Source organism: Ruegeria sp. BK1, assembly GCF_056535645.1.
This window is the reverse complement of record NZ_JBQFIS010000003.1, coordinates 300,312-324,924: the sequence shown is the minus strand read 5'-3', so window position 1 is coordinate 324,924 and position 24,613 is coordinate 300,312. Positions and strand designations below refer to the sequence as shown.

The window sequence follows — 24,613 nt, the reverse complement described above, 5'->3', positions numbered from 1 at the left end:
CTCATCCCGTCACCACGACACCGCCATCGACCGCCATGCACTGACCAGTCATCGCTCGGCTGGCCTGCGAGGCCAGAAAAAGCGTAGGCGCAATCATGTCTTCTGGGGTCAGATGTTCCTTCAGGCATTGCCGGTGCAGATGCGAGGCCAGATCTTCGGGCGTGGCCCACATGTCCAGTTGTTTCTGCGTCAGCACCCAGCCGGGGGCCAGCGCGTTGACACGGATATTCCTGGGGCCAAGTTCACGTGCTAATGAGCGGGTCATGCCGGTTATCCCTGCATTCGAAGTGGTGTAGACCGGATAGCCGGCATTGCCCATCATGTAACTGATCGAACTGAAATTGATGATCGCGCCGCCTTCAGTCATCTGACGTGCGGCTTCCTGTGAGGCAAAGAAATACGCCTTGAGGTTCACCTCGATCATCCAATCCCAGAATTCGGGCGTTGTTTCTTCGAGTGAGTGGCGCTTGTCATTGGCTGCGTTGTTGACCAACACGTTGAGCGGTCCGTGCGCCTCGGCCGCTGTGGTCATCGTGGCGCGTAGCAGTTCGGTATCCGTCATATCCCCTTGCAGGAACAGCGGCGCACGACCGTGTTTTTCGCGCATCTCTTCAACAAAAGCACTGGCATCAGACCGGCCGATGAACGCGACATTGGCCCCCTGCGCCATGAACCCGTCGGTTAGCGCAGCGCCAACGCCTGAGCCTCCACCGGTGATATAAACCGAGGCACCGTTTAGGTCGTGGAATGTGGCGGGTTGGCTCATCAGCGGCTCTTTCTGCTTACGGGGCGCGTAGTTTGGCCCGTTTGGAAAAATAATTTGTCGGGCCTCTCACGCGGCCCTGGCAGGCTGACACCAATCGGGCAGCCATTCGGAATGCGCGGTCAGGAGATCGGTGACCAGATTGCGAATTTGCCGCAAGTCCAGTTCCGCAGCTGTATGCGGGTCCATCATCGCGGCGTGATAGATATATTCAGGGTTTTGGTCGACAAGCGCACGCACGGTCAACTCCTGCACATTGATCTGGCTGCGCATCAGCGCGATCAGTTGCGGAGGGATATCTGTCACGACCGAGGGCTGTACCCCGTTACTATCCACCAGACAGGGCGTTTCAACCGCCGCGCCCAAAGGCAATTGCGGGATTTGGCCGGTGTTGGGCAAGTTGCCATAAGCCACATAAGGCGTGTCGGTTACGATAGCATTCATCAGATCGGCCGCAAATTCGTGGCTGCGCGTCACTGCGATGTCGCGCCCATCCGTCAGGGTCTTTGCCTGTTCTTTCCAACTGACGATTTGTTCCTCGCAGCGGGTGGGATATTCATCCAGCGGAATCGAAAACTGCTCGATCAGGTCCTCACGACCGTCCTTGATGAACCATGGAACATACTCGGCCAGATGCTCGGAACTCTCGGTGCAAAAATAGCCAAGGTGGTCCATCACCTCGTACCGCACTTTGTTGGGACAGCGGGGCATCAACAAAGGCGGCTTCGGGAACCTCCCACCGGCATAGCCCTGACGCAGCGCGGGATAAAGATCGTGTCCTTCATGCTCCAACCGCAGGAAAAAGGCGACGTGGTTTACGCCCGCTACCTTGTAGCGAATATCGCTTTTTGGAAGGTCCAGATCATGGGCCAGTTCTTCGACGGTGTTCTGGACCGAGTGACACAGCCCGACATGTTTGAGCGTCGGGAAACGTTCGGCCAGAGCCCAGGTGTTGATCGCCATGGGGTTGACGTATTGCAACATCGTTGCATTTGGACAAAGCTTCAGCATTTCATGCGCGATATCCCAAAGAACCGGAACCGTGCGCAGGCCCCGCATGATGCCGCCGACGCCCAATGTATCGGCGATGGTCTGGCGCAGCCCGTATTGCTTGGGGATATCGAAATCCGTGACCGTGCAGGGTTTGTAGCCCCCCACCTGAAACGCTGTTATCACGAAATCCGCCCCATCAAGCGCCGCGCGGCGGTCTGAATGGGTCGTGACGGTTGCGCCGGTCCCGACCGAGCGGATCATGGCGCGGGCAACGGTTTCACTTTCTGCCAAGCGGTTCGCGTCTATATCCATCAACGCGAAATGGCTGTCTGCAAGTGCAGGGGTCAGCAGGGCATCGCCGACGATATTCTGCATGAAGATCGTGGAGCCCGCTCCGACGAAGGCAATCTTTGTCATTTTGCAAACCTTTGGTTTGACGTTATTTTACGGCACCGAGGGTCAGACCCGCGATGAAGTGTTTCTGCATCAGGAAGAACATCGCCACGGGCGGCAGTGCCGCGACGATGGAACCGGCACTCATCAGTTGATAAGCGGCGCGGAATTGGGCGTTAAAGCTGGTGATCCCGGCGGTAACAGGCTGGCTTTCAGCCCCTTGGGTCAACACCACCGCCCAGAAATAGTCGTTCCAGATGAAGGTGAAGATCAGCACGCTCAACGCAGCGATGGCCGGCTTCATCAGCGGCAGAACGACGTACCAAAAGATACGCACCTCGCTAATACCTTCTACCCGCGCGGCCTCGATCAGCTCAAACGGAAGCGCCCGGATGAAGTTGCGCATGAAGAGGGTGCAGAACCCAGTCTGGAAGGCAATGTGAAACAACACCAGCCCGGTTTTGGTGTTGTAGAGGCCCAATTCCAGCGTGAGATCGCGCACCGGCACCATCAGGATTTGGAAAGGCACGAAGTTGCCGGCCACGAAGAGGAAGAAAATCCACAGGTTCGACCTGAACTTGTAGATACCAAGGGCAAATCCAGTCATGCAGCTGAGCGCAACGGCACCAATCACAGTAGGAATGGTGATTAAGAACGAGTTCAACAGATATCGCGGCATGTCCGAGTTGAAGAACACCTGCCCATAGTTGAATGCTCCTTCAAAACTGGACGGCATACCCCAGTAGTTGGCGTTGGTGAAATCCGCCGCGGGTTTGACCGAGAACAGCGCCACCGCCAGCAATGGTCCCAACCACAGCAGCAGGGCAACGGGTAGCATGGCCTGATAGGTGATCTGCGCCGCGCGGGGCTGTTTTTCGATAGGTTTGGGAAACATCTCAATGTCCCCTTTCTTCGCGGTACATCGACCACAGGAAGTAGGCGATGAAGCACAGCATGATGAGGAACAGGATAACCGCAATGGCGGCACCGTAGCCCATGCGGAATCCATATTCGGACAGGGCAACTTCGAACATGTAGTAGGCCAGCACGCGAGACGAACCGAAAGGACCGCCCTGGGTCATGATCGAAATCAAGTCAAAGCTGCGCAAGGCGCCGATGATTGTAACGACGAAAGCAATGAATGTGGCAGGGCGCAGTTGCGGCAGGATGATGTGCCACAGCATCCGCCAGCCCTTTGCGCCATCCAAGCGGCCGGCTTCAATCTGTTCCGGGTCCACGGCGTTCAAACCTGTCAGATACAGGATCATACAATAAGCGGTTTGCGGCCAGAGACCGGCAACGATGATGCCATAGGTGACGAAGCGCTCGTCGCCCAGCACGTTGAGCGGGCCAAGACCGAAGAAGGCAAGGAATTCGTTCAGCAATCCAAAGGTCGGGTCGTAAAACCATGTGAAAACAAGGCCCACAACAACCTGTGAGATCACGAACGGAAAGAAAAACAGCGACTTGTAGAGGCGAATACCCCAAACGGTCTGGTTCAGGAACAGCGCGATGAAAAGTCCTGCAGGGATCGCGGCCAGATAAAGTATAAGCCAGATCAGGTTATTCTTGAGTGAGATGAAAAAGGCATCCCGGTCGACCCACTCCCAATAGAGGTCCTCATAGTTGCGAAAGCCTACATATTCCGCAGCACCCAGCCCATCCCACTCATAAAGAGAGAGGTTAAAGGACTGAAAAACTGGAATGATGACGTAGACCATGAAGAACAGCAGGCCAGGGGCAAGGAACAGCCACGGGGCGATGCGCTGCTGGTTGCGTTGAAACCAGCTTTCCTGTTCAGGAGCTTCGGCGGCAATGGTCATGGGGACACTCGGATTGGATCAAAGGAGCAAGGCTGGCTTTACCCGCCTTGCGCAGGTCTTGGTACAAACCGGGCCAGAGGCCCGGTCTGCCCGGATCAGTTGTCGTAGATGCGCTGACGCGCGCGTTCCAGCTTGGCCAGGATGCGGTCGGCATTGTCAGGCTTGACCATGAATTCCTGGAAGCCTTCCATCGACACTTTGGCCATTTCTGCCGGTGCGTCGCGGTCCCAGAACTGGGCGACACCGCCGGGGCTGTTGGACGACAGCATCTCGAAGCCCTGGTTCAGGAATTTGTCGTCATCCACGGCCGATTTTGCGTTGACAGGAAGCTGGCCCAGGTTTTTGCCGTTGTTAATTTCGGTCTGTTCGTCAGGCGAGACGACAAAGCGCAGGAATTCACGCGCAGCTTCCTTGTTCGAGGCGTTCGACGGGATGTGGAATGTATCCGTTGGCGCGTCCTCGGCAAGTTCGACATCGGGGTTGATCGACACAAACTGATAGAAATCCAGCTGATCATCGCTCAGACCGGCTTCGCGCAGCGGGGCCACGGCGAAGTTGCCCATCAGATAGGCTGCAGCTTCGCCATTGACCATGAAGGGCAGGGCTTCTTGCCAGCTATAGGTCTGGTGGTTGTCGATGAACGCGCCCATGTCGATCAGCTGTTTCCAATTGGCGAACGTCTGCTTGACGCGGTCGTCTTCCCAGCTCACTTCGCCATTGGCCAACTGCTGGTGGAAGTCGAAGCCGTTGGTACGCATGTTCAGATAGTCAAACCAGCCGCCTGCGGTCCACAAGAATTTGGTGCCGATCGTATAGCAGGCGCGGCCGGAATCGACGATCTTCTGACAGTTGGCCAGCTCTTCTTCCCATGTGGTCGGCTCGGTCAGACCCAACTCATCGAAGATGTCTTTGCGATAGTAAACACCCCACTGGTAATAAGTATAGGGCACGCCCCATTGCTTTCCGTCGATGGTCATCGCGCCTTTGGTCGAAGCCAGATTGTCGCCAATCTCGGCTTCGGCCCAAAGGTCCGACACGTCTTCGAACAGGCCAGCCTCCACATAGGGCTTCATCCGGTTGGCAGCATACCAGGTGGCAACATCCGGAGTATCAGCAGTCAGAAAGTTGCGGATCTGAGTCTTGTAGGCCTCACGGTCGATCACAGTGGTCTCGATCTCCAGACCAGGGTGTTGCGCCGCAAACCGGTCGATCATCGCTTCCATCGTTGCGCGAGGCGCCGGGTTCGATGTGTCCAGGAAAATGCGCAGCTCGCCGGTCAGTTCAGCTGCTACAGGCGCTGCAAGTGCCACACTCGCCGCCAAAGCTGCCGCAGTGCGCTTGAAGATGGAATTCATGGTGTCCTCCCTTAGATTCCATTTTTTTGGTTATTTTGGTTCCAAATAATGAAACCTTGTTTTACATATTGAAAACTACACATCGAATCGGTTAATCTTGTCAAGACCCTCGTGACGAAGACGGTGGATCAATGGGAGGATGGAAGGCGCTCGTGGCTGGCGACGGTACTATAGGAAAAGCGTGCGACGTATTGGAACAGGTGGCAGCGTTTGCCCGCCCGGTCCGATTCGCGGAACTTTTGGAAAGCAGCGATTTTCCAAAGGCGACCCTGTATCGCTTTCTTCAAAGCCTGACAAACCAGGGCATGCTGTCTTATGACCCGGACCGGCAGACATACGCGCCCGGGCTGCGCCTTGTCCGTTTGGCGCATGCGGCGTGGACCCAAAGTTCGCTTGCCCCGATTGCACGACCTTTTCTGGACGCGCTCAGCCGCGAAACGGGCGAGACTGTACACCTTGCCCAACTGGATTCAGGTCAGGTTCTGTATGTCGACAAGCGCAACGCAACCCAACCGGTAGAAATGTATTCGCAAGCGGGTAAAGTTGGCCCAGCTTATTGCACAGGCGTGGGAAAGGCCATGATGGCGTATCTGGACGCTGACGCGCTGGATAAAGCTCTGTCGCAGCAAAGCTTTCATCGGTTTACCGACAAGACCTTGGCGTCAGAACAACTCTTGCGGGCGGATCTCGATGTCATCCGTGCGCGGGGATACGCCGTGGATGATGAAGAACACGAACCGGGCATTATCTGCGTAGCCTGTCCCGTCCTGACCGAAGGGGGGCGGATTTTGGGTGCGATTTCGATCACCGGATCGACGGAACGAATGAGCTTTGATCAGTTGCAGGCATGGGTACCCCGTGTACGCCGCGTGGCTGATCAAATTGGAATTGAAGCGCAAGCGTGGCGGTTTCCCGAAAGCCGTCCAAACGGATCTAAGGACAGGATGCAAGCGACATGACAGGCGTCACTCTGAACAGTGCGATCAAGCGATATGGTGAGACGCAGGTTATTCACGGAATCGATTTACAGATCGAGGATGGCGAGTTTTGCGTCTTTGTGGGTCCATCTGGGTGCGGCAAATCCACTTTGCTTCGGATGATCGCGGGGCTTGAGGAAACGACAGAGGGTGAGATCCGGATCGGGTCGCGCGATGTGACCCATTTGGACCCGGCCAAACGGGGGGTTGCAATGGTGTTCCAGACCTACGCGCTCTACCCGCATATGACAGTGGCCGAGAATATGGGTTTTGGTCTTCGTATGAACGGCGTCGCCAAGACCGAAATCGACAAGAAGGTACAAGAAGCGTCGAGCATTCTGAAACTCGATCAGTATCTGAAGCGCAAGCCCAAAGCTCTGTCCGGTGGCCAGCGGCAACGTGTTGCTATCGGTCGAGCCATCGTGCGCGGCCCCGAGGTGTTTCTGTTCGATGAGCCTCTGTCCAACTTGGATGCCGAGTTGCGCGTCGAAATGCGGGTCGAGATCGCGCGCCTGCACAATGAAATCGGCGCGACCATGATCTATGTGACCCATGATCAGGTCGAAGCGATGACCATGGCGGACAAGATCGTGGTTCTGCGCGATGGCCGGATCGAACAAGTGGGCGCGCCGATGGACCTTTATCGCGACCCGGACAACCGGTTCGTCGCGGGCTTCATCGGTTCGCCTGCGATGAACTTTTTGGAGTGCGACGTGACAGATGGCCATGTGACGCATCCCGCGTTCAGCCAGCCAGTGCCGGTGACGTCTTCGGTTCCTGCTAACGCAACGAAAGTGACGCTGGGCGTTCGCCCCGAACACCTTCAGGTGGACCGTTCTGGCGACAGTTGCACCGTGGACCTGACCGAAGCTTTGGGGGGAGTCAGTTACTCGTATCTGCTGACCGCGAATGGCGACAAGCTGATCGTGGAAGAGCGGGACGATGAGCGCAGCAGGCAAGGCGCACGTATTGGCGTCACCTTCTCGCCCAACCGTGCAATGATGTTCGACGCCGAAACGGGTGAACGGTTGCGGTAAACGCAGACCAGTCCATCGCAGAAGGGCGTTGGCCACGAGACACGGCGCCTTTTGAAGCGCAATTTTGTTGTGGATTTTGTATCCAATATCCGATATCGCGGTTGAAACGGCGCATCTCTTGCGCCGCAACCTCAGATTTGTCGAAGGATCGCCGTATGACGACCAATGTTTTCACCGGCACAATGCCAGCGCTCATGACCCCCTGCACAGCGGACCGTCAACCAGATTTCGACGCGTTGGTGCGCAAGGGGCGACAGATGATCGACGCAGGCATGTCTGCGGTTGTCTATTGCGGGTCGATGGGGGATTGGCCTTTGCTGACCGATGCCCAGCGTATGGAAGGGGTTGAACGTCTGGTGGCCGCGGGGCTGCCCGTTGTCGTGGGCACCGGGGCGATCAATACCAAATCCGCTGTGGCCCATGCAGCGCATGCGCAAAAGGTGGGTGCCGTTGGGTTGATGGTGATCCCACGTGTTCTGTCGCGTGGCAGCTCGCCGACCGCGCAGAAGAACCACTTCAAGGCAATCCTGACCGCAGCACCGGATGTGCCTGCGATCATCTATAACAGCCCCTACTACGGGTTCGCCACGAGGGCCGATTTGTTTTTTGCACTGCGAGCCGAGCATCCCAACCTGATCGGCTTCAAAGAGTTCGGCGGCAAAGAAGACCTGCGCTATGCAGCGGAAAATATCACCAGCCAGGACGATCAGGTCACGCTGATGGTTGGCGTTGATACCGAGGTTTATCATGGGTTCGTCAATTGCGGCGCAACCGGCTCGATTACAGGCATCGGCACCGCATTGCCGCGCGAGGCGCTGTTGCTGGCCGAACTGTCCAAGAGGGCAGCCAAAGGTGATGCCGAAGCCCGCCAGCGCGCGCAGGAACTAACCGAGGCGATTCACGTTCTGTCCAGCTTTGACGAAGGGCCGGATCTGGTGCTTTACTACAAGCATCTTCTGGTGCTGGACGGGGACGAGGAATACCGGTTGCACTTCAACGAAACGGACGAGCTGACTGACGCGCAGCGTAACTATTGCGAACAGCAATATGCCTTGTTCGGCGCGTGGTTCGCCAATTGGTCGAAACAGGGCGGAGTGATCGCTGAATGCATGTGATCGACAGCCATACCGGAGGCGAGCCCACGCGGGTTATTCTGGATGGTGCACCCGATCTGGGTACTGGGTTGCTGGCCGACCGCGCCCGCAGGCTGGCAACCGATCACGAAGAATTCTACCGCTCGATCATGCTGGAGCCACGCGGTCAACCCGCCATGGTCGGGGCGTTGCTGGTTGAACCGGTCGACGCAACATGCGTAACCGGCGTAATCTATTTCGACGTTGACGCAGTGCTGGGTATGTGTGGCCACGGCACCATCGGGCTGGCGGTGACGCTGGCGCATCTGGGACGTATCGGCATCGGGGAACATCGCATCGAAACCCCCGCTGGTGTGGTGACGGTCACTTTGCACGACGCAAACACAGTGACCGTCCAGAATATCGAAAGCCGCCGGGTGCATCGCGACGTGACACTGGACGTGCCGGGTCATGGCCAGGTGACCGGCGATGTTGCATATGGCGGAAACTGGTTCTTTATAGTAGATCCCAGCCCGATTGCCGTTGAATCTGCCAATATTCGCAAGCTCACCGATATGACGGTCGCTATTCGCGAGGCCTCGATTGCGCAGGGGATAGGCGGCGAACAGGGTGAGCCGATAGACCATGTGATCTTTCAGGGCGCGGCGGATGATCCAGCCATTCACAGCCGCAATTTTGTGCTGTGCCCGGACGATAACTATGACCGCTCGCCCTGCGGCACCGGCTGTTCGGCCCGGTTGGCCTGTTTGGCCGCCGATGGCGCGCTGGCCCCCGGCGATGAGATCACGCAGCAGAGCGTTATCGGCAGCACCTATCGCCTGTCTTATCAGCCCGGCCTGGATGGCGGCGTGATCCCCTCCATCACCGGGCAGGCTTATGTCATGGCGGAAACCACGCTGATCTTCCCGGAATCTGACCCGTTCAGAACAGGGATACAAGTTTGAGCGAGCAGGTCGTCATCATCGGGGCTGGGGTAATTGGCATCACGACCGCGCTGGAACTGCAGCGCCGAGGGCATTCGGTTCTGGTGTTGGACAGGGACGGGGTCGCCTCTCAAACCTCGGCGGGGAATGCAGGGGCATTTGCTTTCCCCGAGGTCGAGCCGCTGGCTACGCCCGGTATCATGCGCAAAGCGCCAAAATGGCTGCTGGACCCGCTGGGTCCTTTGTCTATCCCGCCCTCATACGCGCCGAAGATCGCACCGTGGATGTACCGCTTTTGGCGGGCAAGTCGGCCTTCGCGCTATGCGGATCTGCTGGACGCGCAGGCCCGACTGATGCAGGTCTCAAGCTCTGCGTTAGAGCGTTTGATACCGGCCGTCGAGGGCGAGACGATGATGCAGCGCGATGGACAGATGCAACTTTACGAATCCGAAGCTGAGTTCCGCATCAGTTTGCCCGCTTGGGACCAGCGGCGCGCGCATGGGATTGAATTCGAACTGCTTGAAACGCGCGAAGCGATAGCCGAGAAACAACCGGGCCTCAGCCCCCGCTTCACCCATGCAGGGTTTACGCCGAACTGGATGAATACAATCGATCCAAAGACGTGGGTCCAACATCTGGCCAAAGCATTCAGCGACCGCCAAGGGCGGATCGAGACGCGCGGCGTCCGGGCCCTGACCCCGCTGGAACATGGGACACGCATCACCCTTGAGGATGGAACGTTGGATGCGGCAAAGGTCGTCGTCGCGGCGGGCGCGTGGTCGCACCATCTGGCACAAACGCTGGGCGATCACATCCCCCTTGAGACCGAGCGCGGCTACAATACGACCCTGCCGCCGGGCGCCTTCGATCTGCGGATGCATCTGACGTTTTCCGGCCACGGCTTTGTAGCCAGTCGGATCAACGGCGGCGTGCGCATCGGTGGTGCGGTCGAATTGGGAGGGCTCTCCCTGCCACCCAATTTCAAACGCGCCGAGACTCTGCTGAACAAGGCCGCGCAGTTCATGCCTGGACTGAACACGCAAGGGGGCACACAGTGGATGGGCTTTCGACCATCGCTGCCAGATAGTATCCCGGTCATCGGGCCGTCCCCCAACGCGCCCGATGTGATCTATTCGTTCGGACATGGCCATCTGGGGCTGACGCAATCCGCAGGCACCGCCGAATTGGTTGGTGCGTTGCTGGACGGGACACAGCCGCCCATCTCGATGAACCCCTATTCCGCCACTCGGTTTTAGGGAGGTCAGATGCGCAGCGTGAAAACCATCCACATCATCTCCGCCCACGCAGAAGGCGAGGTGGGCGATGTCATCGTCGGGGGCGTTTTGCCTCCGCCCGGTGAGACCCTCTGGGATCAGCGGTCCTTCATCGCGCGGGACCAGACGCTGCGCAACTTCGTGCTCAATGAGCCGCGCGGCGGCGTGTTTCGGCATGTGAACCTTCTGGTGCCGCCCAAACACCCCGAGGCGGATGCAGCGTTTATCATCATGGAGCCCGAGGATACGCCGCCTATGTCCGGGTCGAATTCCATCTGCGTAGCGACCGTGCTGCTGGATAGCGGGATGATCCCCATGCAGGAACCCGTCACGCATCTGACGCTCGAGGCCCCCGGCGGGCTGGTCCGCGTGCGGGCCGACTGTCGCAATGGCACGGCCGAGCGCATCTATGTGCAGAACCTACACAGCTTCGCCGACCGGATTGCGGCATCGTTGGAGGTTCCGGGGCTCGGGCACCTGACAGTGGACACCGCCTATGGCGGCGATAGTTTCGTCGTGGTCGACGCGACGCAGCTTGGCTTTGACATCGTCGAATCTGAGGCACGTGAACTGGCGCGTGTTGGCGTTGCAATCACCAATGCTGCGAATGAACAACTCGGTTTCCGGCACCCCGAAAACCCAGACTGGACCCATATCTCGTTTTGCGCATTCTGTGGCCCGGTTGAGAAGACAGAAACCGGGCTGCGGGGCAAATCCGCCGTCGCTATTCAACCGGGCAAGATCGACCGCTCGCCCACAGGAACTGCTGTATCGGCGCGCATGGCCCTGATGGCCGCCAAGGGTGAACTGGCCGTTGGGCAGACGTTCGAGGCCGTCTCGATCATCGGCTCTCGCTTTACCGGCAAAATTCTGGACACCGCAACAGTCGGGTCACACCCCGCCATCATCCCCGAAATCAGCGGTCGCGGCTGGATCACCGGCACTCATCAACACATGCTGGACCCCAGCGATCCCTGGCCGGGCGGCTACAAGCTGAGCGACACCTGGGGCGTCTGAAAATTGAGCGCGACGGGGTGATTGACGCGATTTTCCGCAAACCGTGTCAAAATGCGCGGTCAGATGTGATTGATCCCAAGCCAAACGTGATTTAAGGGAGGCCCTGTCAAATCAGAGTCACCGTTGGGGCACCAGGATAGCCGTGCCCCGCCTATGCCACTCGAAAGTGGCCAACTCTTGGAACGCACGCCCCGAAAGGCTTTAAAAAAGGTAAAAGAATATGGCAGATAAATCAGACTTCGACATATTGTATACCATTGTAGACGAAGCGCCCGAGCTGGCCAGCGCCTCGTTCCTGCCCATCATCCGCAAGTTCGCATCCGCCGCAGGCGTAAGCGTTGGGACCAAGGATATCTCGCTGGCCGGACGTATTCTGGCGACCTTCCCCGAGAACCTGACTGACGCGCAGCGCATCACCGATGATCTGGCCGCCCTGGGTGCACTGGTGAAGACACCCGAAGCGAATGTGATCAAGCTGCCCAACATCTCGGCCTCGGTCCCGCAATTGGTGGCCGCAGTCGAAGAACTGCAATCGCAGCGTTACAACATTCCGAACTATCCCGAAGAACCCTCGAGTGACGAAGAAAAGGCTATTCGCGCGCGCTATGACGCCATCAAGGGCTCGGCCGTGAACCCGGTTCTGCGCGAAGGCAACAGCGACCGTCGCGCGGCAAAGGCCGTGAAGAACTACGCCCAGAAGAACCCGCATTCGATGGGCGAATGGGTCTCGGACAGCAAAACCAAAGTGTCGTCCATGCCCGGCAACGATTTCTATGCAAATGAGAAATCGGCCACCATCTCCGCAGACCAAGCAGGCGACGCAAGGATTGAATTCGTCGGCAAAGATGGCAGCACCACCGTTTTGAAAGACGGCTGGCCGTTGGCGGAAGGCACCGTGGCCGACGCGACATTCATGTCGGTCAAAGCTCTGTCCGCGTTTCTGGCCGAGGCCATCGAGGACACCAAAGCAGACGGCACGATGTTCTCGCTGCACATGAAAGCCACCATGATGAAGGTCTCGGACCCAATCATTTTTGGCTATGCGGTAAAGACGTGGCTGGCCCCGGTGTTTGACAAATTCGGCGCGGAACTGGATGCGCTGGGTGTGAACCCGAACTCAGGGCTCGGCGACCTGTTGGAGCGCGTTCAGGGTAATGCAGATATCATGGCCGCCATCGACGCGATCAAGGGCGACCGCCCGTCCATGTATATGGTGGACAGCGATAAAGGCATCACCAACCTGCACGTGCCCTCGGACGTGATCATCGACGCTTCGATGCCTGCCGTGATCCGCGCGGGTGGTAAGGGCTGGGACGAGACCGGTGCCAAGGGCGACACCAATTGCGTGATTCCTGACCGTTGCTATGCGTCCGTCTATGACGAAACGATTAGCTTCTTCAAAGCCAATGGCGCTCTGAACCCGGCCACAGCCGGCGCGGTAGCCAATGTGGGCCTGATGGCGCAGAAGGCCGAAGAATACGGCAGCCACCCGACGACGTTCCAGGCACCCGCCGACGGCACCATTCGCATCGTTCTGGCCAATGGTGACGTGCTACATTCGCACGACGTCGAAAAGGGTGACATCTGGCGTTCTTGCACCGTCAAGAAAGCCCCAATCGAGAACTGGATTCAGCTGGCCATGGACCGTCAGCGCCTGACCGGGTCCGAGGCGATCTTCTGGCTGGACGCAAACCGCGCACATGACGCTGAGTTGATCAAATACGTCAAACCGGCGCTTGAGGCCGCAGGCGTGGCTGACAAGTTCATGATCCTGGCCCCGCGCGAAGCGACCCGTCAATCGCTGGAGACGATCACGGCCGGCAACGACTCGATTGCGATTACCGGCAACGTGCTGCGCGACTATCTGACCGATCTGTTCCCGATTCTCGAACTGGGCACCTCGGCCAAGATGCTGTCCATCGTCAAGCTGATGAATGGCGGTGGCCTGTTCGAAACCGGCGCGGGTGGTTCCGCCCCGAAGCACGTGCAGCAGCTGGTCGAGGAAAGCCATCTGCGATGGGATTCGATGGGGGAATTCTGCGCGTTGGGCGAGTCGCTGAACTTCCTGGCCGACAGCAAAGGTAATGCCAAGGCGGGCGTTCTGGGCGCGGCAGCCGAGGCTGCGACGCAGGGCATTCTGGACAACAACCGCTCGCCCAGCCGCAAGGTCGGTCAGCCCGATAACCGCGACAGCCACTATTGGTTTGCGCGCTACTGGGCCGAGGCTTTGGCGGCGCAATCGGACGATGCCGACCTGGCCGCCGAGTTCGCGCCTTTGGCCAAAGCGCTGGCCGATAGCGAAGAAGCGATCCTGTCCGAGCTGGCCTCGGCGCAGGGTGGGGCGGCAGATCTGGGCGGCTATTACCACACTGATCCGGCCAAGACCGCCAAGGTTATGCGCCCCAGCGCCACGCTGAATGCGTTGATCGACGCATAAAACACCGCGTTCGCGCACAGTATCAAAAAAAAGGGCCGACCCCCAAAGTCGGCCCTTTTTTTAGAGTGAGTAGGAAAGAACTGCGCCTTCCCGATCGAGGTTCTTGGTCTGCAACGCCTGCTATGCGGCGTCGTCGCAAAAAAGGGGCCGATCGTGTGACCGGCCCCAGTCTCTTAGTTCGATGCTGCGTTCAGCTTTTCATTCTGCTCGCGCAGCGTGTCCGAAATGATCGCATACCATTCGCCACTTTCGCGCATCTCGTTCAGGCCCTTGTTCATCATGGCGATGTATTCGCGTGCGAACGGGTTGGTGCGGTGCGCCAGGAAACTCATGGACGACAGGGTCGAAACATAGGGGTTTTCCACGATGTCAGCCGACGTAAGGCCCATGTCTTTCTTCGTGGCCGCAAACAATTCAACTTCGAACGCTGCGACATCGGCGGTACCAGTCAGAACCGCATCCAAGCATTCGCGGGCCGAGTTGGGTTGAACCACGGTGGTGTTGCTGCGGTTCAGGCCAACCTCTTCCAGAACGACCATGCTCCAACCGGCCATCCGGCAGATGGTTGCGCCTTCGAAATCCGAGAAGGAGGTTGCGTCGACATATTCGCTCTCGGGCAGGGTGAAAAAGCCGCCTACGACGTCATAGACCGGAACCGAAGCCACAAATTGCGAGCAGCGTGCTTCGGTTTCTTCGGACCATTCATAGGTGCGGTTGGTGCAATCCGGAACTGTCCAGGCGATCGAGATATCGAACGCGCCAAGCGGCAGTAGCGTATCCAGGTGCGATGCCCAATCATCCACAAAGCTGACCGAATATTCACGCTGGTTTCCTGCACGCTGGAGGCTGGTGGTCGCCAGACGGGTCATGATACCGCCGCCGCCCAGACCTTCGCTGGTGAAAGGTTCCCAGCCATTGCCGGCAACCATCTTGATCGGCGGAGCGTAGACATTCGAACGTTTGACACTGGCGGCGCGCTGCTCTTCGGCGGCGATGATGTCCTGCGCGCTCTGGCCGTTCGGCAGGCTGCCATCGTCACAGGGCAGTGCCAGAACCAGACCGGGCTCCAGCGCGTTGGGGTTGGTGATGTCATTGCGGTTCGCGTTGAAGATCGGCTGATAGTTTGAGGTGCCATAGGCCGCGATGGCAATGGTCGCCATCGTGTCGCCATCCTGCACGGTGTAGTTGGTACACGCTTCCTGAGCCGCTGCCGCACCAGCGCTTAGGGCAGTTACAGCCGTGGCCGACAATGCCACCTTCTTCAGATTGAAATTAAACATGTCTCGTCCTCCAGACTTTTGTTGTTTTCAGGCCAGTTGGGGCCTTATCCATTTTCCATTTGATAGCGCAGAGCGGTTGAGACGATGTCCCGCCACTCTCCGGATTGCTGCATGATCGACAGACCCTGGTTGAGCGTCTCAAGGATCGCTTCCCCATCCGGATTATCTTTGTGGGTCATGATGTTAAGCGACTTGATCGCCGCAAGGTTGGGGTTTTCTACAATGCGATGTTCATAGCCAAGGCGCGCAATTGCTTCGACTGCCAGATGCGCTTCGACCGCGACGATATCGGCCGTGCCGTCCATCAAGGCGTGGAAGCAGTCGTCGGGCGACACCGGGCGTAGCATCGAAATCGCTGGCTCATACAGACCCACCGCATCCATATGCGACAGTGACCAGCCTTCGGGGCGGCAGATCGTGGTACCCGCGAAATCGGCATAGGTCAGGGTCTGCTCATAGCCCGAGCCTTCACGGGCAAAGAAGGTATCCACAACCTCGTAGAACGGGTTCGAGAAGTTGTAGGTCTCGCACCGGTTCCGGTCAGTTTCAGACAGGGCGGCGGGTTCTTCGCAATTCGGGCGCGACCAAGGGAAGGTTGCGTCAAAGGCCAGCGTCGGCATCAACAGGTCCAGATGCGAGGACCAGTCATTCACGAACTGGATCTTGTACCCTTGCTCGGGCGCGGCGCGCAGCATCGCGGTCTCAACCAGATTGGTGTAAAGGCCACGGTGGGGCAGGGCCTCATCGGTGAAAGGCGCATAATTGCCGCCTGTGATCAACAGCAGCTGACGATCCTGAAACTCGGGACGGCCGCTTGTATCGGCGTCGCGGATCAGCGCAGCGGCTTCGGCGCGGGCAGCTTCGATTTCTGTCTTGGCGGCAGCTTTGGCCTCAAGCACCGCGTCTTCGCTGGCCTGTTTGGCCTCGGCCTCAGCGGCGGCCACGCGGGCTTCGGCCTCAGCTATGGCTTTTGCGGCACGTTCCTCAGCGGCTTTGACCAGTTCAGACGCCATCTCGGCGGCCATGGCTTCGGCCTCGGTCGCAGGTGGTTCCGGCGCGCGGCCCACGTCTTCCAGACAGGGCATTGTCAGAACGTCGCCCACGCGAATGATGTTGGGATTGTTCCCGATCACATCGCGGTTGGCGTCAAAGATGATGCTGAAGTCTTCGGTCGAATAGACCTGAATGGCCAGCTCGCGCAGGCTGTCGCCGCGCTTGATTTCGTAGGTCGAGCACGCCTCTTGCGCCGAGGCGGCACCTGTTGCCGCCGCAAGAGCCAGGCTGGAGATGATCAGTTGAGGTCTCATGTGTCCTGTCGCTTTGCCTTCATTCGTTTCTTGTCAATTTCACGACCGCAATGGACGCGTTGTCCTGATCGGGGTCGCCTTTATCCCGAAGCGCCTGCCAAAGCGCGTCGGCTATATCCTGTGCCAAGTCACCCGATTGGGCCTGAACTATGGCCTCGATCTCAGCATCGCTGAGATATTGCAGCCCATCGCTGCCCGCGATCAGAACATCCGACGCAGTCAAAGCGACGGGGTGTTCGGGACAATCCACTTTTGGGATCGCCGCGCCCATGATGACCGAGGTCAGTTGGTTGCGATCCGGGTGCGTATGCGCTTCGTCCTGCGTCAGCTTGCCCTCGGCGCATTGCGCGTCGATGATCGGCGCCATCGAATGATCTTCGTTGATCTGGCGCAGCGCTCCGTCGCGGAACAGGTACAAAGGGCTGTCCCCGATCGATATCCAATAGACGTCCGACCCCATCAGAAGAGTACCCAACAGGGTCGAGCCCATGTTGAAACCATCACCCTGTTCTTCGGAATGCTGCGCGATCAGCGCATTTGCCTGCATTGCCGCCAAGGGCAGGGCGTCGATCAGGGCGGGCTTCGATGGCGCACCCGTTTCCAGTTCAGGGTCCAGCGCACCCCGCCAGGCTTTGATCACAAGCTCGGATGCGATGTCACCTGCCGCATGCCCGCCCATGCCATCAGCAACCACGATATACCCAGCATTCGCCACATCGAACATGCGCGCGGCGACCGCGTCTTCTTGCGTGTCGCGCCGACCCTGATCGAGGATCAGCGCAATGTCATATGCCGGGGTCGCCAGCATCTATCAGGCATCCCGCCAGTCGAAATTGTCACCGCAGAATTCTGCAAACCGGATCGAGGTTTCGCTGATGCGGATCAAATCGCCGCTGGCCAGCGCCACGGTGCTGAGAACGGGTTTACCGTTCAGACGTACCAGATTGGCCTTGCCACCGTGACCCAGATAGCATTTGCGATCTTCAGGGTCATAGGCAATCACAGCGTGGTTGCTGCGCGAAATGCCGGTGTCGCCAAAATCAAGCTGGATCGCCTGATCGTCGTTGCGACCAATCTGCATCAGCCCTTCGGTCAGAGTAATGCACGCGCCGCGACCGGGGCCACCTGTTACAACCAGCCAACCGACCGGAAAGGTCTGCTGTGCAGTCTCGGTTTTGGCGACGGGCTCGGCGGTTTCCATCAGGTCCTGAACATGGGTGTCGGCTCGCTCAAACCCCAGGAAGGTGGTTTTGACACGACCACGACGATCCGACTGGGCCGGTTGCGCGGCGGACGGTGTTTCCGCCATCTGCGCCGCCGGAGCATTGGGCAGTGGTTCAGGTTGCAGGTCCACAGCCTCCACGATCTCGGCCACCGACTCGGGCGCAGGATCTTCCGCGACGACTTCGATCACAGGATCGGCCGGCGTCGTATCAAACAGGTTACTGTTTTCTTCTTCGGCCTCGTCAACCTCTTCGTCCGATGCAACGTGCAACGTCACAATCGGGTCTTCTTCGGCAATCTCGTCCTCGGCGGCGGGCTCTTCGGTCGGCTCAAGGACGTCCACAACATCCGCAAGGATTGCCGCATCATCGGTTTCAGCGCTGTCTTCGGCATCGGCCTCGGAGAAGTCCGGCATCTCGGCTTCGGGGATCAGGTCCTCAGCCTCATCGTAGCTGTCCGACGCTGGCATGTTGTTTCCAGCAAGCGCCACGCGCAGTGCGTTGAAGTCTGCAATCGGCTCGGGCTTGTCTTCGCTGGTTTCAGCGATGTCTTCCGCCTCGGCTTCTTTCGGTTTGCCGGCACCTTCGAGAAGCCGGCTGAGAGGGCTTTTATATTTGAACATGGTGACGACACCTTTGTTTCTTGGCACGAGGCAATGCCCCGCTGGGCTTCTACTCACCCCTTCGCAGATCACGCAGAGGCACTGATGATGGAAAACAAACGTCACTGGTACTTTCCGCGACGGGCCGGTTCCCGTCGGGGTCACTCCACTGTCGTGACCCTCAGCAAACACACACTGGCGGATTACAAACGAACCGGTCCGATTACTCCTGCGTCAACTGCATAGTGGCATCTGCTTCGGTACCGTTCCGTAGAACGTTCAACTGGGCTTCAGCTTGTCCTTCGGACACAAGATCAGCCAGCATGGCATCCAGGCTTTCCGGCCCGTCGATGGTCAGCTCCGTCTGCGCCTCTGAGATCAGGATATCGCCCGCCTGCAGGCCACCAGCGGTTGCGGCGGGAACGCTTTTGACCACGGTTTGCCATCCGGTACCGCCACTGTTGCGAACTGTGAAGCCATAGCCGTTGTCCAGCCCCACCATGCGCATGGTGGGCAGAGCCAACAGGCCGTTCTGCGCGCGGGTCTGACCCAGCGGGCGATAGCGCGCGGTGATGCGGGTATAGCCGTCAGGATCCACGTTGAGATCATTGAGAACCTGAGCCGCAAAGCTGGTGTCGGCCTCGATCGGTTCGCCATTCAGGGTGTAGATCGCGGCCCCACGCTGCACCCAATCTCCGATCACGGACATGTCCAGCGCCGGATCAACACCAGTCACAGCAATGACGCTGCCGGTCGATGCGCGCCGTTTCGAGGTCTGGAACGGAATTTCAACGTCCCAATGGGAAAACGCCACCTGTTGTTCGGCCAAAGTGACCGGAGTTGCAGGCTCAACCGGGTCTTCCGCGACAGTTTCGGTCACATCTTCTGCGGGAAGGTCGGCTGCCGGGGCTTCTAGCCCTTCTGTGGCAGCCGTTTCGGCCAGGGTCTGCTCGACAGGTTCTGGCAATGCTTCCGCCTGCTTGGGTGACGTCGGTTCGCCAGTGTCAACCTCGGGTGAGGTCAGCTCTGGCGCGATGTCTTGCGGTTCGGTGGCCGCGGTCAACTCAACAGGGGCCGTGTCTTGCAGCACGGCCAGCTCGGGTGGTTCGACCGGTTCAATCTCGGCAGGAGTTTCGTCAAGGGCTAGGTCCTGAGTTGCAGGCGCGTCCTGACCCGACATCACGAAAAACCCACCTGCGGCTGCGGCCGCGATGACGACTACGGCAGCAGCAATCAGTTTTCCACTACCACCCGAGCCGCTTTTGACCACGGTATCAACGGCGACCGGGGGTTCCTCAGGCGCGGTGAATGTGGCCAGTTCCTCTTCTTTCTTGTCCTCATGACCCAGAACGATATCCGGGTTGCCTGCCAGCAGTGCGGTCACCACTGCCTCGGCGTTTTCGCTTTCTGCTTTGATCCGGGCTTTCTCGGCCTCTTCATCCTTGCGATCCATCCCGACAATGACCGAGATGGGACGGTGAGCGAAGGTATCGAACATTACGCCAGGCCCACGGAACATCCGCAGCCAGTCCAGCGCGCTTTGCAGACGATCGGTTGCGTGCACCTCCATCGCCTTGTCAATCGCCTCAAGGAACCCATCGGGGTATCCATCATACCGACCTGTCAGAGGCTGATAGGGATCATCCTGCCCGTTATTGAAGGCAGTCAGCCGCGTCTGACCATCAATGGGGCGTTCGCCACTGATGGCATGGTAAAGCGTTGCCGCCAGAACATAGAGGTCGCTGCTTGGGCCTTGCTCGGCCCCCCGCACATAGAATTCATGCGGCGAATACCCGTCCTTGATCACACGCAGGGTCAACAGCGCCGCCGATTGATTGGCCGCCTGATCCCGCGCCGCACCGAAGTCAATCAGTTCGGGCTCACCATGTTCGTTGATCAGAATGTTATCGGGCGAGATATCCCGGTGCAGCATCCCGCTTTGATGGATGAAGGACACGGCCGACAGCATCTTTTCGGTGACCTGCACGATGAAATCGGGACCGGCATCATTCTCGGGGTTTTCAACATAATCCAGCAGGTCGCAGCCTTTGATGAAATCCATCGCGATATAGGCTGTGTCATTGTCCTCAAACACCTGATGAACGTCGACAATGTTGGGGTGCACCAGCCGCGCATGGTTGCGGGCTTCCAAAATAAACAGGTCAATGATCGAGCGCAGGTCGTCCTTGTAGGAAGGATCGATTGGTTCGACCGTATCGCCGTTGCGATGACACAGGGCGCCGGGGAAGCATTCCTTGATAACCACGTCGCGTTCCAGACTGTCGCGCGCCAAATAGGTGATGCCAAAACCGCCATTGCTGAGAAACCGCAGGATTTCATACTGCCCGCGCAACAACTTTGCACCGGGTGCCAGGCCTTCAATTTTGGGTTCGTCATGCGTCGTATCGACAGCCTGATTGTGGCTCATTTCTTTCCGCCCGTTCTAAACATTTTGCGGTTCGTGTTCGGGTAAACTGCCCGTCAACTCACGACCAAACACAACCGCAGGACACTTAAGAACGTTAGACGTTTCAAATTTGACTTTATTGGGGCCGCCTCATGGCTTCACTGAGAACCAAAACTTCGCGAATCGCATATATTGTTTCCCGAACGACTAGCGGCACAATATATAGCCCGACACCCGCAAGAAATTGCGGACTGAACGCAGGATTTAGGATGATTGTTGCGCGATTCCGAAACAATAAGCGCGCGATTCTTGACAACTCGAATCGCGCCCTGCGGCGCGATTCAAATGCGATATGACCTCAGGTTCCGGTTTTTGTGTGAGCGGACTCGGCGCGACTTCCGGCCCAGGCAAGGCAGTCACTCAGCTGTGTGAGGATACTGACGGCATCCCTAAGCGGCCCGGCCCCGGTTTCGAATTGCAGCAACAACAGCAGGTCGGTCGCCTTTTCAAACTCGGCTGGAATCCAATCGGCTGACGGATCAATCTCACCACCCTGTTCCAGACGCTCGGCAAAATCTTCGACAATCTCCTGACAGCTGCTCAGAAAACTGCCGGGCTCCATATCCGAGGATTCACGTAAGTCCTCATAGATGCTGGCGATAGCAGCCAACCAATCTTCGAGGATCGGGTTTTCCAACGGAGGCAACGCAGCCTCAAGCGGGGCTTGAACCGAGGACGACGCGACAGGTGCAGGCTGGTCGAGGGTCAAACTGTCGAGGAAGGGCAGAAACTCGCGTTCCAGCGCATCCCGCGCGGCCTTCAGATCTCCCAGCCGCCGGTCTGAGGCGATTTGCAATACTTGCTCAGCAAGGTTCTGACCACCACAGCTCTGCCACAGGGCAAAATCGGGCTCGGGCTCTTGCGCCATGGCTTTGACGGCAACCGGCGTTCCAATAGGCACGACCGCCCGGAACATATCGCCTTTTTCCTTGTTCAATCGGGCCAGGACCCGATCCAGCGCGTCATGAACCGGCGGAAGGTCCGTATGTGTGATGGCCAGCAGGCTGTTTGCACGCAATTCGGGTGGGACTTTGGACCACAAATGCCGCTCTGACTCGCGCCAGGCGCTGGTGCCATTGGTGCACCAGATGGCGCAATCGACATATTGCAACAAATCCAGCGTAGTTTTCGACGCGTCATCAAGCGACCCCGTACCAGGCAGGTCAAACAGGGAAATTTCCTTCAAAGCGGGGGTATTTAGCCCAACCGAGATGAAATCAGGCTTGTCTGCCGCTGCCTTTTCCAAAGCGATGCCAGAATAGACCTTGGGTTCCTTGTCCCACCAGCCCACCGTAGTTTCCGGCTCATCCGCATAGGCCACGATCACCAAGGGCAATTTAAGATGCTGTGGTCCGGTTGGCAGGATATCGGCCCCTGCCAACATATTGGCGAGGCTCGACTTGCCAGCTCCAAACTCCCCAACAAACCCAATGTTGATCGCATTCGACAGCCGCTCGGCATGGCTCAGTGCACGCGCGCGCATGTCATCCACAGAATCGTCGGATGGTAGTTTTTCAGTCGCGGTCAGGAAACGCTCGAGTTGGCGTACTTCCTTTTCGGTCCCTAGAAATTCGATCATTCCGCAGCCTTTGGTATTTCAATTTCTGATTGGCCCGGTCCGTAGACAGCACCCAGTTCATCCGCAATCCGTTGCGCGGTGTTAAAGGCAGTTTGCGCCTCGGTCCGTTCGTTGGTCTCACCACTTCCAGCGCGACGCTCAAGGTGTCCTGCCAGAAGGGCCAGATAGTGGTCGAGCACTGTATTCAAACGCCCCAGCAGGTTTTCACGGGCCGTATCGACAAGATCGTCGCCAATCATTTCGAATTCCTGAACGATCATGCGTTCCGCCCGATTGACCACGCTTTTGCGCGAAATCAGTCGCGATAACCATGTCACGCGCAGTTCCACGGTGATGCCACGGGTCAAGGCCGTCGTATCAGGGCGGAACCAGCGAACCGCGCTGGTGTTCATCCGGTTGTCCCCGGAGTCCTGCCAGCCTGGCAGGGATCGCAACGCCGCATTGCTTTGCATGTCAACCGCATAAAGCTCGCTCAGCATACGCTGGCGGACAACTTGGGTTGCGCCTTGCACCAGCTCTCTCATCCGATCACGCAAGGGGCCAAAGTTCAGCTCTGTCTCGCCCCCTTTGGCCAACAGCGGAGAATCTCCGTTCGGGCCACGCACCACGTCCGATACGGCCTCGGCCACGGTATCGTCCATGACACCACGCAGGTTGGCCAAAACGTCATCCATATCCTTGACGATCATCTCGGTCTTGTCTTGGACCAGCGCGCGCAGGTCGGCCAGAGTCTTGTCGTTTTCGCTGGGGTCATCCGCCCCGTCTGCGCCCTGATCCTCAATCGCGCGCAGTTGCGCCTTGGTGCGGTCAAGCTCACCCTGCGCAAAGCTGTTGAGGTGTTGCCACGCCATTTGCATCTGCTCGTTGCGAGGCCCATCTGCCAGGGCGCGGGTCACATGGCGACGCAAATCCGGCAGGCCCGAGGCGATCATGGCCGCAAAACGCAGAACGCCCTCGCGGCTAATCGGGCCGGGGCCTTGCTTGATCTCTTCGACACCGTCCAGATATTGCTTCATCTGCTCGGGGTGGGCACGTAGCCAGGCCAGAACATCGTCATGGTTCACGCCGGTTTCATCGCCGGTCAATGCGTAGTGCGCCCATTGCGCACTGCCCATGAGAACGTCGATATCCGAATTCCCAAGCGCTTTTTCCAACCCGTCCATTACATCAGCGCGGACTTTGGTCGCGTCATCTGCACCCCCGCCCAACTCATCGACACGGTTGATGAAAACCACAATCTGGCCCAGTTCCAACGCCTGCATCAGGCGGAACAGCTTGAGGTCTGCCCGCGACAGCGCCTGATGCGCCGACAGGACAACTACGAAGAAATCGCTTTCCTTGAGATACTGGCGTGAGATTTCCTCGCGGATCAGCAGCGGGTCATTGACGCCCGGTGTGTCCGTGACGGTGATCGGGAACGGGAAATGGCCAATGTCGAAATAGACCTCGGCTTTGCGGGTGATGTCGCTGTAAAGCCCTCGATCGGAACCGGGATCAAGCGTGCCATCCTCGGACGGCTCATCACCGGCGCAGACATAGCGCGCCAGATCGTCAGATGTCAGATGATCCAGATCGTGATGCTGGCCCAGAAGCTGCGTATAGCTTTCGCCCAAACGCAGCTTGGCGCGGGTTTTCATCGCCTCGACCTGTTCTTCGATCATCTCGCGCTTATAGCTGTCCTCGTCATCGGGGAACATGTTGCGCAGCTCTTCACCCTCGGCGATCAGGGCTTGCCACTGGCGATTGTCGAAAAAGTGGAACTCGGCGCCCTCTGTCCGTCCCGAAGGATGGCCGAAATGCATGTCAGTGATCACGGTCGTCCACGGGTTGACGTCCGACGGCAGATACTCGGCCTGACCGGTGAAACCATTGATCAGGCGCGATTTCCCGGCCTTGATCTGACCCACAAAGGCGATCGAGGGCTTGAGGTTCGACAGATCTCCCACGATGCGCGAGATAAACTGACGTGTTTCGTCATTGCTGACCTCGTTCAGGTCTTCGGCGATGCGGATCAACTCGCGGCGATTACTCTCACTCATAACACTTACCCTGGTCACACTTGTTCACTG

19 protein-coding genes are annotated in these 24,613 nt (G+C 58.3%); 7 read left to right on the top strand and 12 right to left on the bottom strand.

Annotated elements, in window-relative coordinates; all coding sequences use genetic code 11:
* Nucleotide 1: 1 nt before the first annotated feature.
* From ACR3E7_RS22415 to ACR3E7_RS22395, 5 genes are all read right to left on the bottom strand, one after another.
* Complete coding sequence (locus tag ACR3E7_RS22415; RefSeq protein WP_480503786.1) at nt 2–766, bottom strand: SDR family NAD(P)-dependent oxidoreductase; 765 nt, start codon at nt 764–766, stop codon at nt 2–4.
* Nucleotides 767–832: 66 nt separating this feature from the next.
* Nucleotides 833–2,173, bottom strand: a complete 1,341-nt coding sequence (gene melA / locus ACR3E7_RS22410) for an alpha-galactosidase (protein ID WP_480503787.1) — start codon at nt 2,171–2,173, stop codon at nt 833–835.
* A gap of 22 nt (nt 2,174–2,195) precedes the next feature.
* Nucleotides 2,196–3,044: a carbohydrate ABC transporter permease gene (locus ACR3E7_RS22405; protein WP_170773509.1), complete on the bottom strand. Its 849-nt coding sequence runs from the start codon at nt 3,042–3,044 to the stop codon at nt 2,196–2,198.
* 1 nt (nt 3,045) lies between these two features.
* The gene (locus ACR3E7_RS22400) at nt 3,046–3,972 is read right to left on the bottom strand and encodes a carbohydrate ABC transporter permease (RefSeq protein ID WP_480503788.1); all 927 of its coding nucleotides are present in this window, start codon (nt 3,970–3,972) and stop codon (nt 3,046–3,048) included.
* 95 nt (nt 3,973–4,067) lie between these two features.
* Nucleotides 4,068–5,327, bottom strand: a complete 1,260-nt coding sequence (locus ACR3E7_RS22395) for an ABC transporter substrate-binding protein (protein WP_170773513.1) — start codon at nt 5,325–5,327, stop codon at nt 4,068–4,070.
* Between the two features lie 152 nt (nt 5,328–5,479).
* Here ACR3E7_RS22395 and ACR3E7_RS22390 point away from each other — a divergent pair, with 152 nt between their 5' ends.
* The 7 genes from ACR3E7_RS22390 (at nt 5,480) to ACR3E7_RS22360 (ending at nt 14,086) form a co-directional block, all read left to right on the top strand.
* Entirely contained in the window at nt 5,480–6,286 is an 807-nt protein-coding gene (locus ACR3E7_RS22390) for an IclR family transcriptional regulator (RefSeq protein ID WP_170773516.1), read from the top strand.
* Nucleotides 6,283–7,341 carry an ABC transporter ATP-binding protein gene (locus tag ACR3E7_RS22385; RefSeq protein WP_480503789.1) on the top strand — a complete coding sequence of 353 codons (1,059 nt, stop codon included), beginning with the start codon at nt 6,283–6,285 and terminating at the stop codon, nt 7,339–7,341. The genes ACR3E7_RS22390 and ACR3E7_RS22385 overlap by 4 nt, the downstream gene beginning before the upstream one ends.
* A gap of 155 nt (nt 7,342–7,496) precedes the next feature.
* The gene (locus ACR3E7_RS22380; RefSeq protein WP_480503790.1) at nt 7,497–8,456 is read left to right on the top strand and encodes a dihydrodipicolinate synthase family protein; all 960 of its coding nucleotides are present in this window, start codon (nt 7,497–7,499) and stop codon (nt 8,454–8,456) included.
* Nucleotides 8,447–9,379 (top strand): 4-hydroxyproline epimerase, encoded by a 933-nt coding sequence (locus ACR3E7_RS22375; protein ID WP_480503791.1) that lies wholly within the window; start codon nt 8,447–8,449, stop codon nt 9,377–9,379. Before ACR3E7_RS22380 ends, ACR3E7_RS22375 begins: the two co-directional genes overlap by 10 nt.
* Nucleotides 9,376–10,614: an NAD(P)/FAD-dependent oxidoreductase gene (locus ACR3E7_RS22370; RefSeq protein ID WP_170773522.1), complete on the top strand. Its 1,239-nt coding sequence runs from the start codon at nt 9,376–9,378 to the stop codon at nt 10,612–10,614. The genes ACR3E7_RS22375 and ACR3E7_RS22370 overlap by 4 nt, the downstream gene beginning before the upstream one ends.
* 9 nt (nt 10,615–10,623) lie before the next feature.
* A complete protein-coding gene (locus tag ACR3E7_RS22365; RefSeq protein WP_480503792.1) occupies nt 10,624–11,649 on the top strand; it encodes a trans-3-hydroxy-L-proline dehydratase in 1,026 nt (341 codons plus the stop codon).
* 220 nt (nt 11,650–11,869) lie between these two features.
* A complete protein-coding gene (locus ACR3E7_RS22360; RefSeq protein ID WP_480503794.1) occupies nt 11,870–14,086 on the top strand; it encodes an NADP-dependent isocitrate dehydrogenase in 2,217 nt (738 codons plus the stop codon).
* A gap of 173 nt (nt 14,087–14,259) precedes the next feature.
* Here ACR3E7_RS22360 and ACR3E7_RS22355 read toward each other — a convergent pair whose 3' ends face one another.
* From ACR3E7_RS22355 to ACR3E7_RS22325, 7 genes are all read right to left on the bottom strand, one after another.
* Entirely contained in the window at nt 14,260–15,366 is a 1,107-nt protein-coding gene (locus tag ACR3E7_RS22355) for a LysM peptidoglycan-binding domain-containing protein (RefSeq protein ID WP_170773525.1), read from the bottom strand.
* A 44-nt stretch (nt 15,367–15,410) separates the two neighbouring features.
* Nucleotides 15,411–16,673: a transporter substrate-binding domain-containing protein gene (locus tag ACR3E7_RS22350; RefSeq protein ID WP_170790013.1), complete on the bottom strand. Its 1,263-nt coding sequence runs from the start codon at nt 16,671–16,673 to the stop codon at nt 15,411–15,413.
* Nucleotides 16,674–16,692: 19 nt separating this feature from the next.
* Nucleotides 16,693–17,481 (bottom strand): PP2C family protein-serine/threonine phosphatase, encoded by a 789-nt coding sequence (locus ACR3E7_RS22345; RefSeq protein WP_170790014.1) that lies wholly within the window; start codon nt 17,479–17,481, stop codon nt 16,693–16,695.
* 3 nt (nt 17,482–17,484) lie between these two features.
* Nucleotides 17,485–18,519, bottom strand: a complete 1,035-nt coding sequence (locus tag ACR3E7_RS22340; protein ID WP_480503796.1) for an FHA domain-containing protein — start codon at nt 18,517–18,519, stop codon at nt 17,485–17,487.
* 202 nt (nt 18,520–18,721) lie between these two features.
* Entirely contained in the window at nt 18,722–20,926 is a 2,205-nt protein-coding gene (locus ACR3E7_RS22335) for a serine/threonine protein kinase (RefSeq protein ID WP_480503797.1), read from the bottom strand.
* Between the two features lie 337 nt (nt 20,927–21,263).
* Nucleotides 21,264–22,544 carry a dynamin family protein gene (locus tag ACR3E7_RS22330; protein WP_480503798.1) on the bottom strand — a complete coding sequence of 427 codons (1,281 nt, stop codon included), beginning with the start codon at nt 22,542–22,544 and terminating at the stop codon, nt 21,264–21,266.
* Nucleotides 22,541–24,583: a dynamin family protein gene (locus tag ACR3E7_RS22325; protein ID WP_480503799.1), complete on the bottom strand. Its 2,043-nt coding sequence runs from the start codon at nt 24,581–24,583 to the stop codon at nt 22,541–22,543. The genes ACR3E7_RS22330 and ACR3E7_RS22325 overlap by 4 nt, the downstream gene beginning before the upstream one ends.
* Nucleotides 24,584–24,613: the final 30 nt, after the last annotated feature.

What these genes read in the sequence shown, in the direction of transcription:
- ACR3E7_RS22415 (WP_480503786.1), bottom strand. Translation starts at nt 766, where the DNA reads ATGAGCCAACCCGCCACATTCCACGACCTAAACGGTGCCTCGGTTTAT.
- ACR3E7_RS22365 (WP_480503792.1), top strand. Translation starts at nt 10,624, where the DNA reads ATGCGCAGCGTGAAAACCATCCACATCATCTCCGCCCACGCAGAAGGC.
- ACR3E7_RS22405 (WP_170773509.1), bottom strand. Translation starts at nt 3,044, where the DNA reads ATGTTTCCCAAACCTATCGAAAAACAGCCCCGCGCGGCGCAGATCACC.
- ACR3E7_RS22325 (WP_480503799.1), bottom strand. Translation starts at nt 24,583, where the DNA reads ATGAGTGAGAGTAATCGCCGCGAGTTGATCCGCATCGCCGAAGACCTG.
- ACR3E7_RS22380 (WP_480503790.1), top strand. Translation starts at nt 7,497, where the DNA reads ATGACGACCAATGTTTTCACCGGCACAATGCCAGCGCTCATGACCCCC.
- ACR3E7_RS22360 (WP_480503794.1), top strand. Translation starts at nt 11,870, where the DNA reads ATGGCAGATAAATCAGACTTCGACATATTGTATACCATTGTAGACGAA.
- ACR3E7_RS22340 (WP_480503796.1), bottom strand. Translation starts at nt 18,519, where the DNA reads ATGTTCAAATATAAAAGCCCTCTCAGCCGGCTTCTCGAAGGTGCCGGC.
- ACR3E7_RS22395 (WP_170773513.1), bottom strand. Translation starts at nt 5,327, where the DNA reads ATGAATTCCATCTTCAAGCGCACTGCGGCAGCTTTGGCGGCGAGTGTG.
- ACR3E7_RS22330 (WP_480503798.1), bottom strand. Translation starts at nt 22,544, where the DNA reads ATGATCGAATTTCTAGGGACCGAAAAGGAAGTACGCCAACTCGAGCGT.
- melA (WP_480503787.1), bottom strand. Translation starts at nt 2,173, where the DNA reads ATGACAAAGATTGCCTTCGTCGGAGCGGGCTCCACGATCTTCATGCAG.
- ACR3E7_RS22400 (WP_480503788.1), bottom strand. Translation starts at nt 3,972, where the DNA reads ATGACCATTGCCGCCGAAGCTCCTGAACAGGAAAGCTGGTTTCAACGC.
- ACR3E7_RS22335 (WP_480503797.1), bottom strand. Translation starts at nt 20,926, where the DNA reads ATGAGCCACAATCAGGCTGTCGATACGACGCATGACGAACCCAAAATT.
- ACR3E7_RS22375 (WP_480503791.1), top strand. Translation starts at nt 8,447, where the DNA reads ATGCATGTGATCGACAGCCATACCGGAGGCGAGCCCACGCGGGTTATT.
- ACR3E7_RS22385 (WP_480503789.1), top strand. Translation starts at nt 6,283, where the DNA reads ATGACAGGCGTCACTCTGAACAGTGCGATCAAGCGATATGGTGAGACG.
- ACR3E7_RS22355 (WP_170773525.1), bottom strand. Translation starts at nt 15,366, where the DNA reads ATGTTTAATTTCAATCTGAAGAAGGTGGCATTGTCGGCCACGGCTGTA.
- ACR3E7_RS22350 (WP_170790013.1), bottom strand. Translation starts at nt 16,673, where the DNA reads ATGAGACCTCAACTGATCATCTCCAGCCTGGCTCTTGCGGCGGCAACA.
- ACR3E7_RS22345 (WP_170790014.1), bottom strand. Translation starts at nt 17,481, where the DNA reads ATGCTGGCGACCCCGGCATATGACATTGCGCTGATCCTCGATCAGGGT.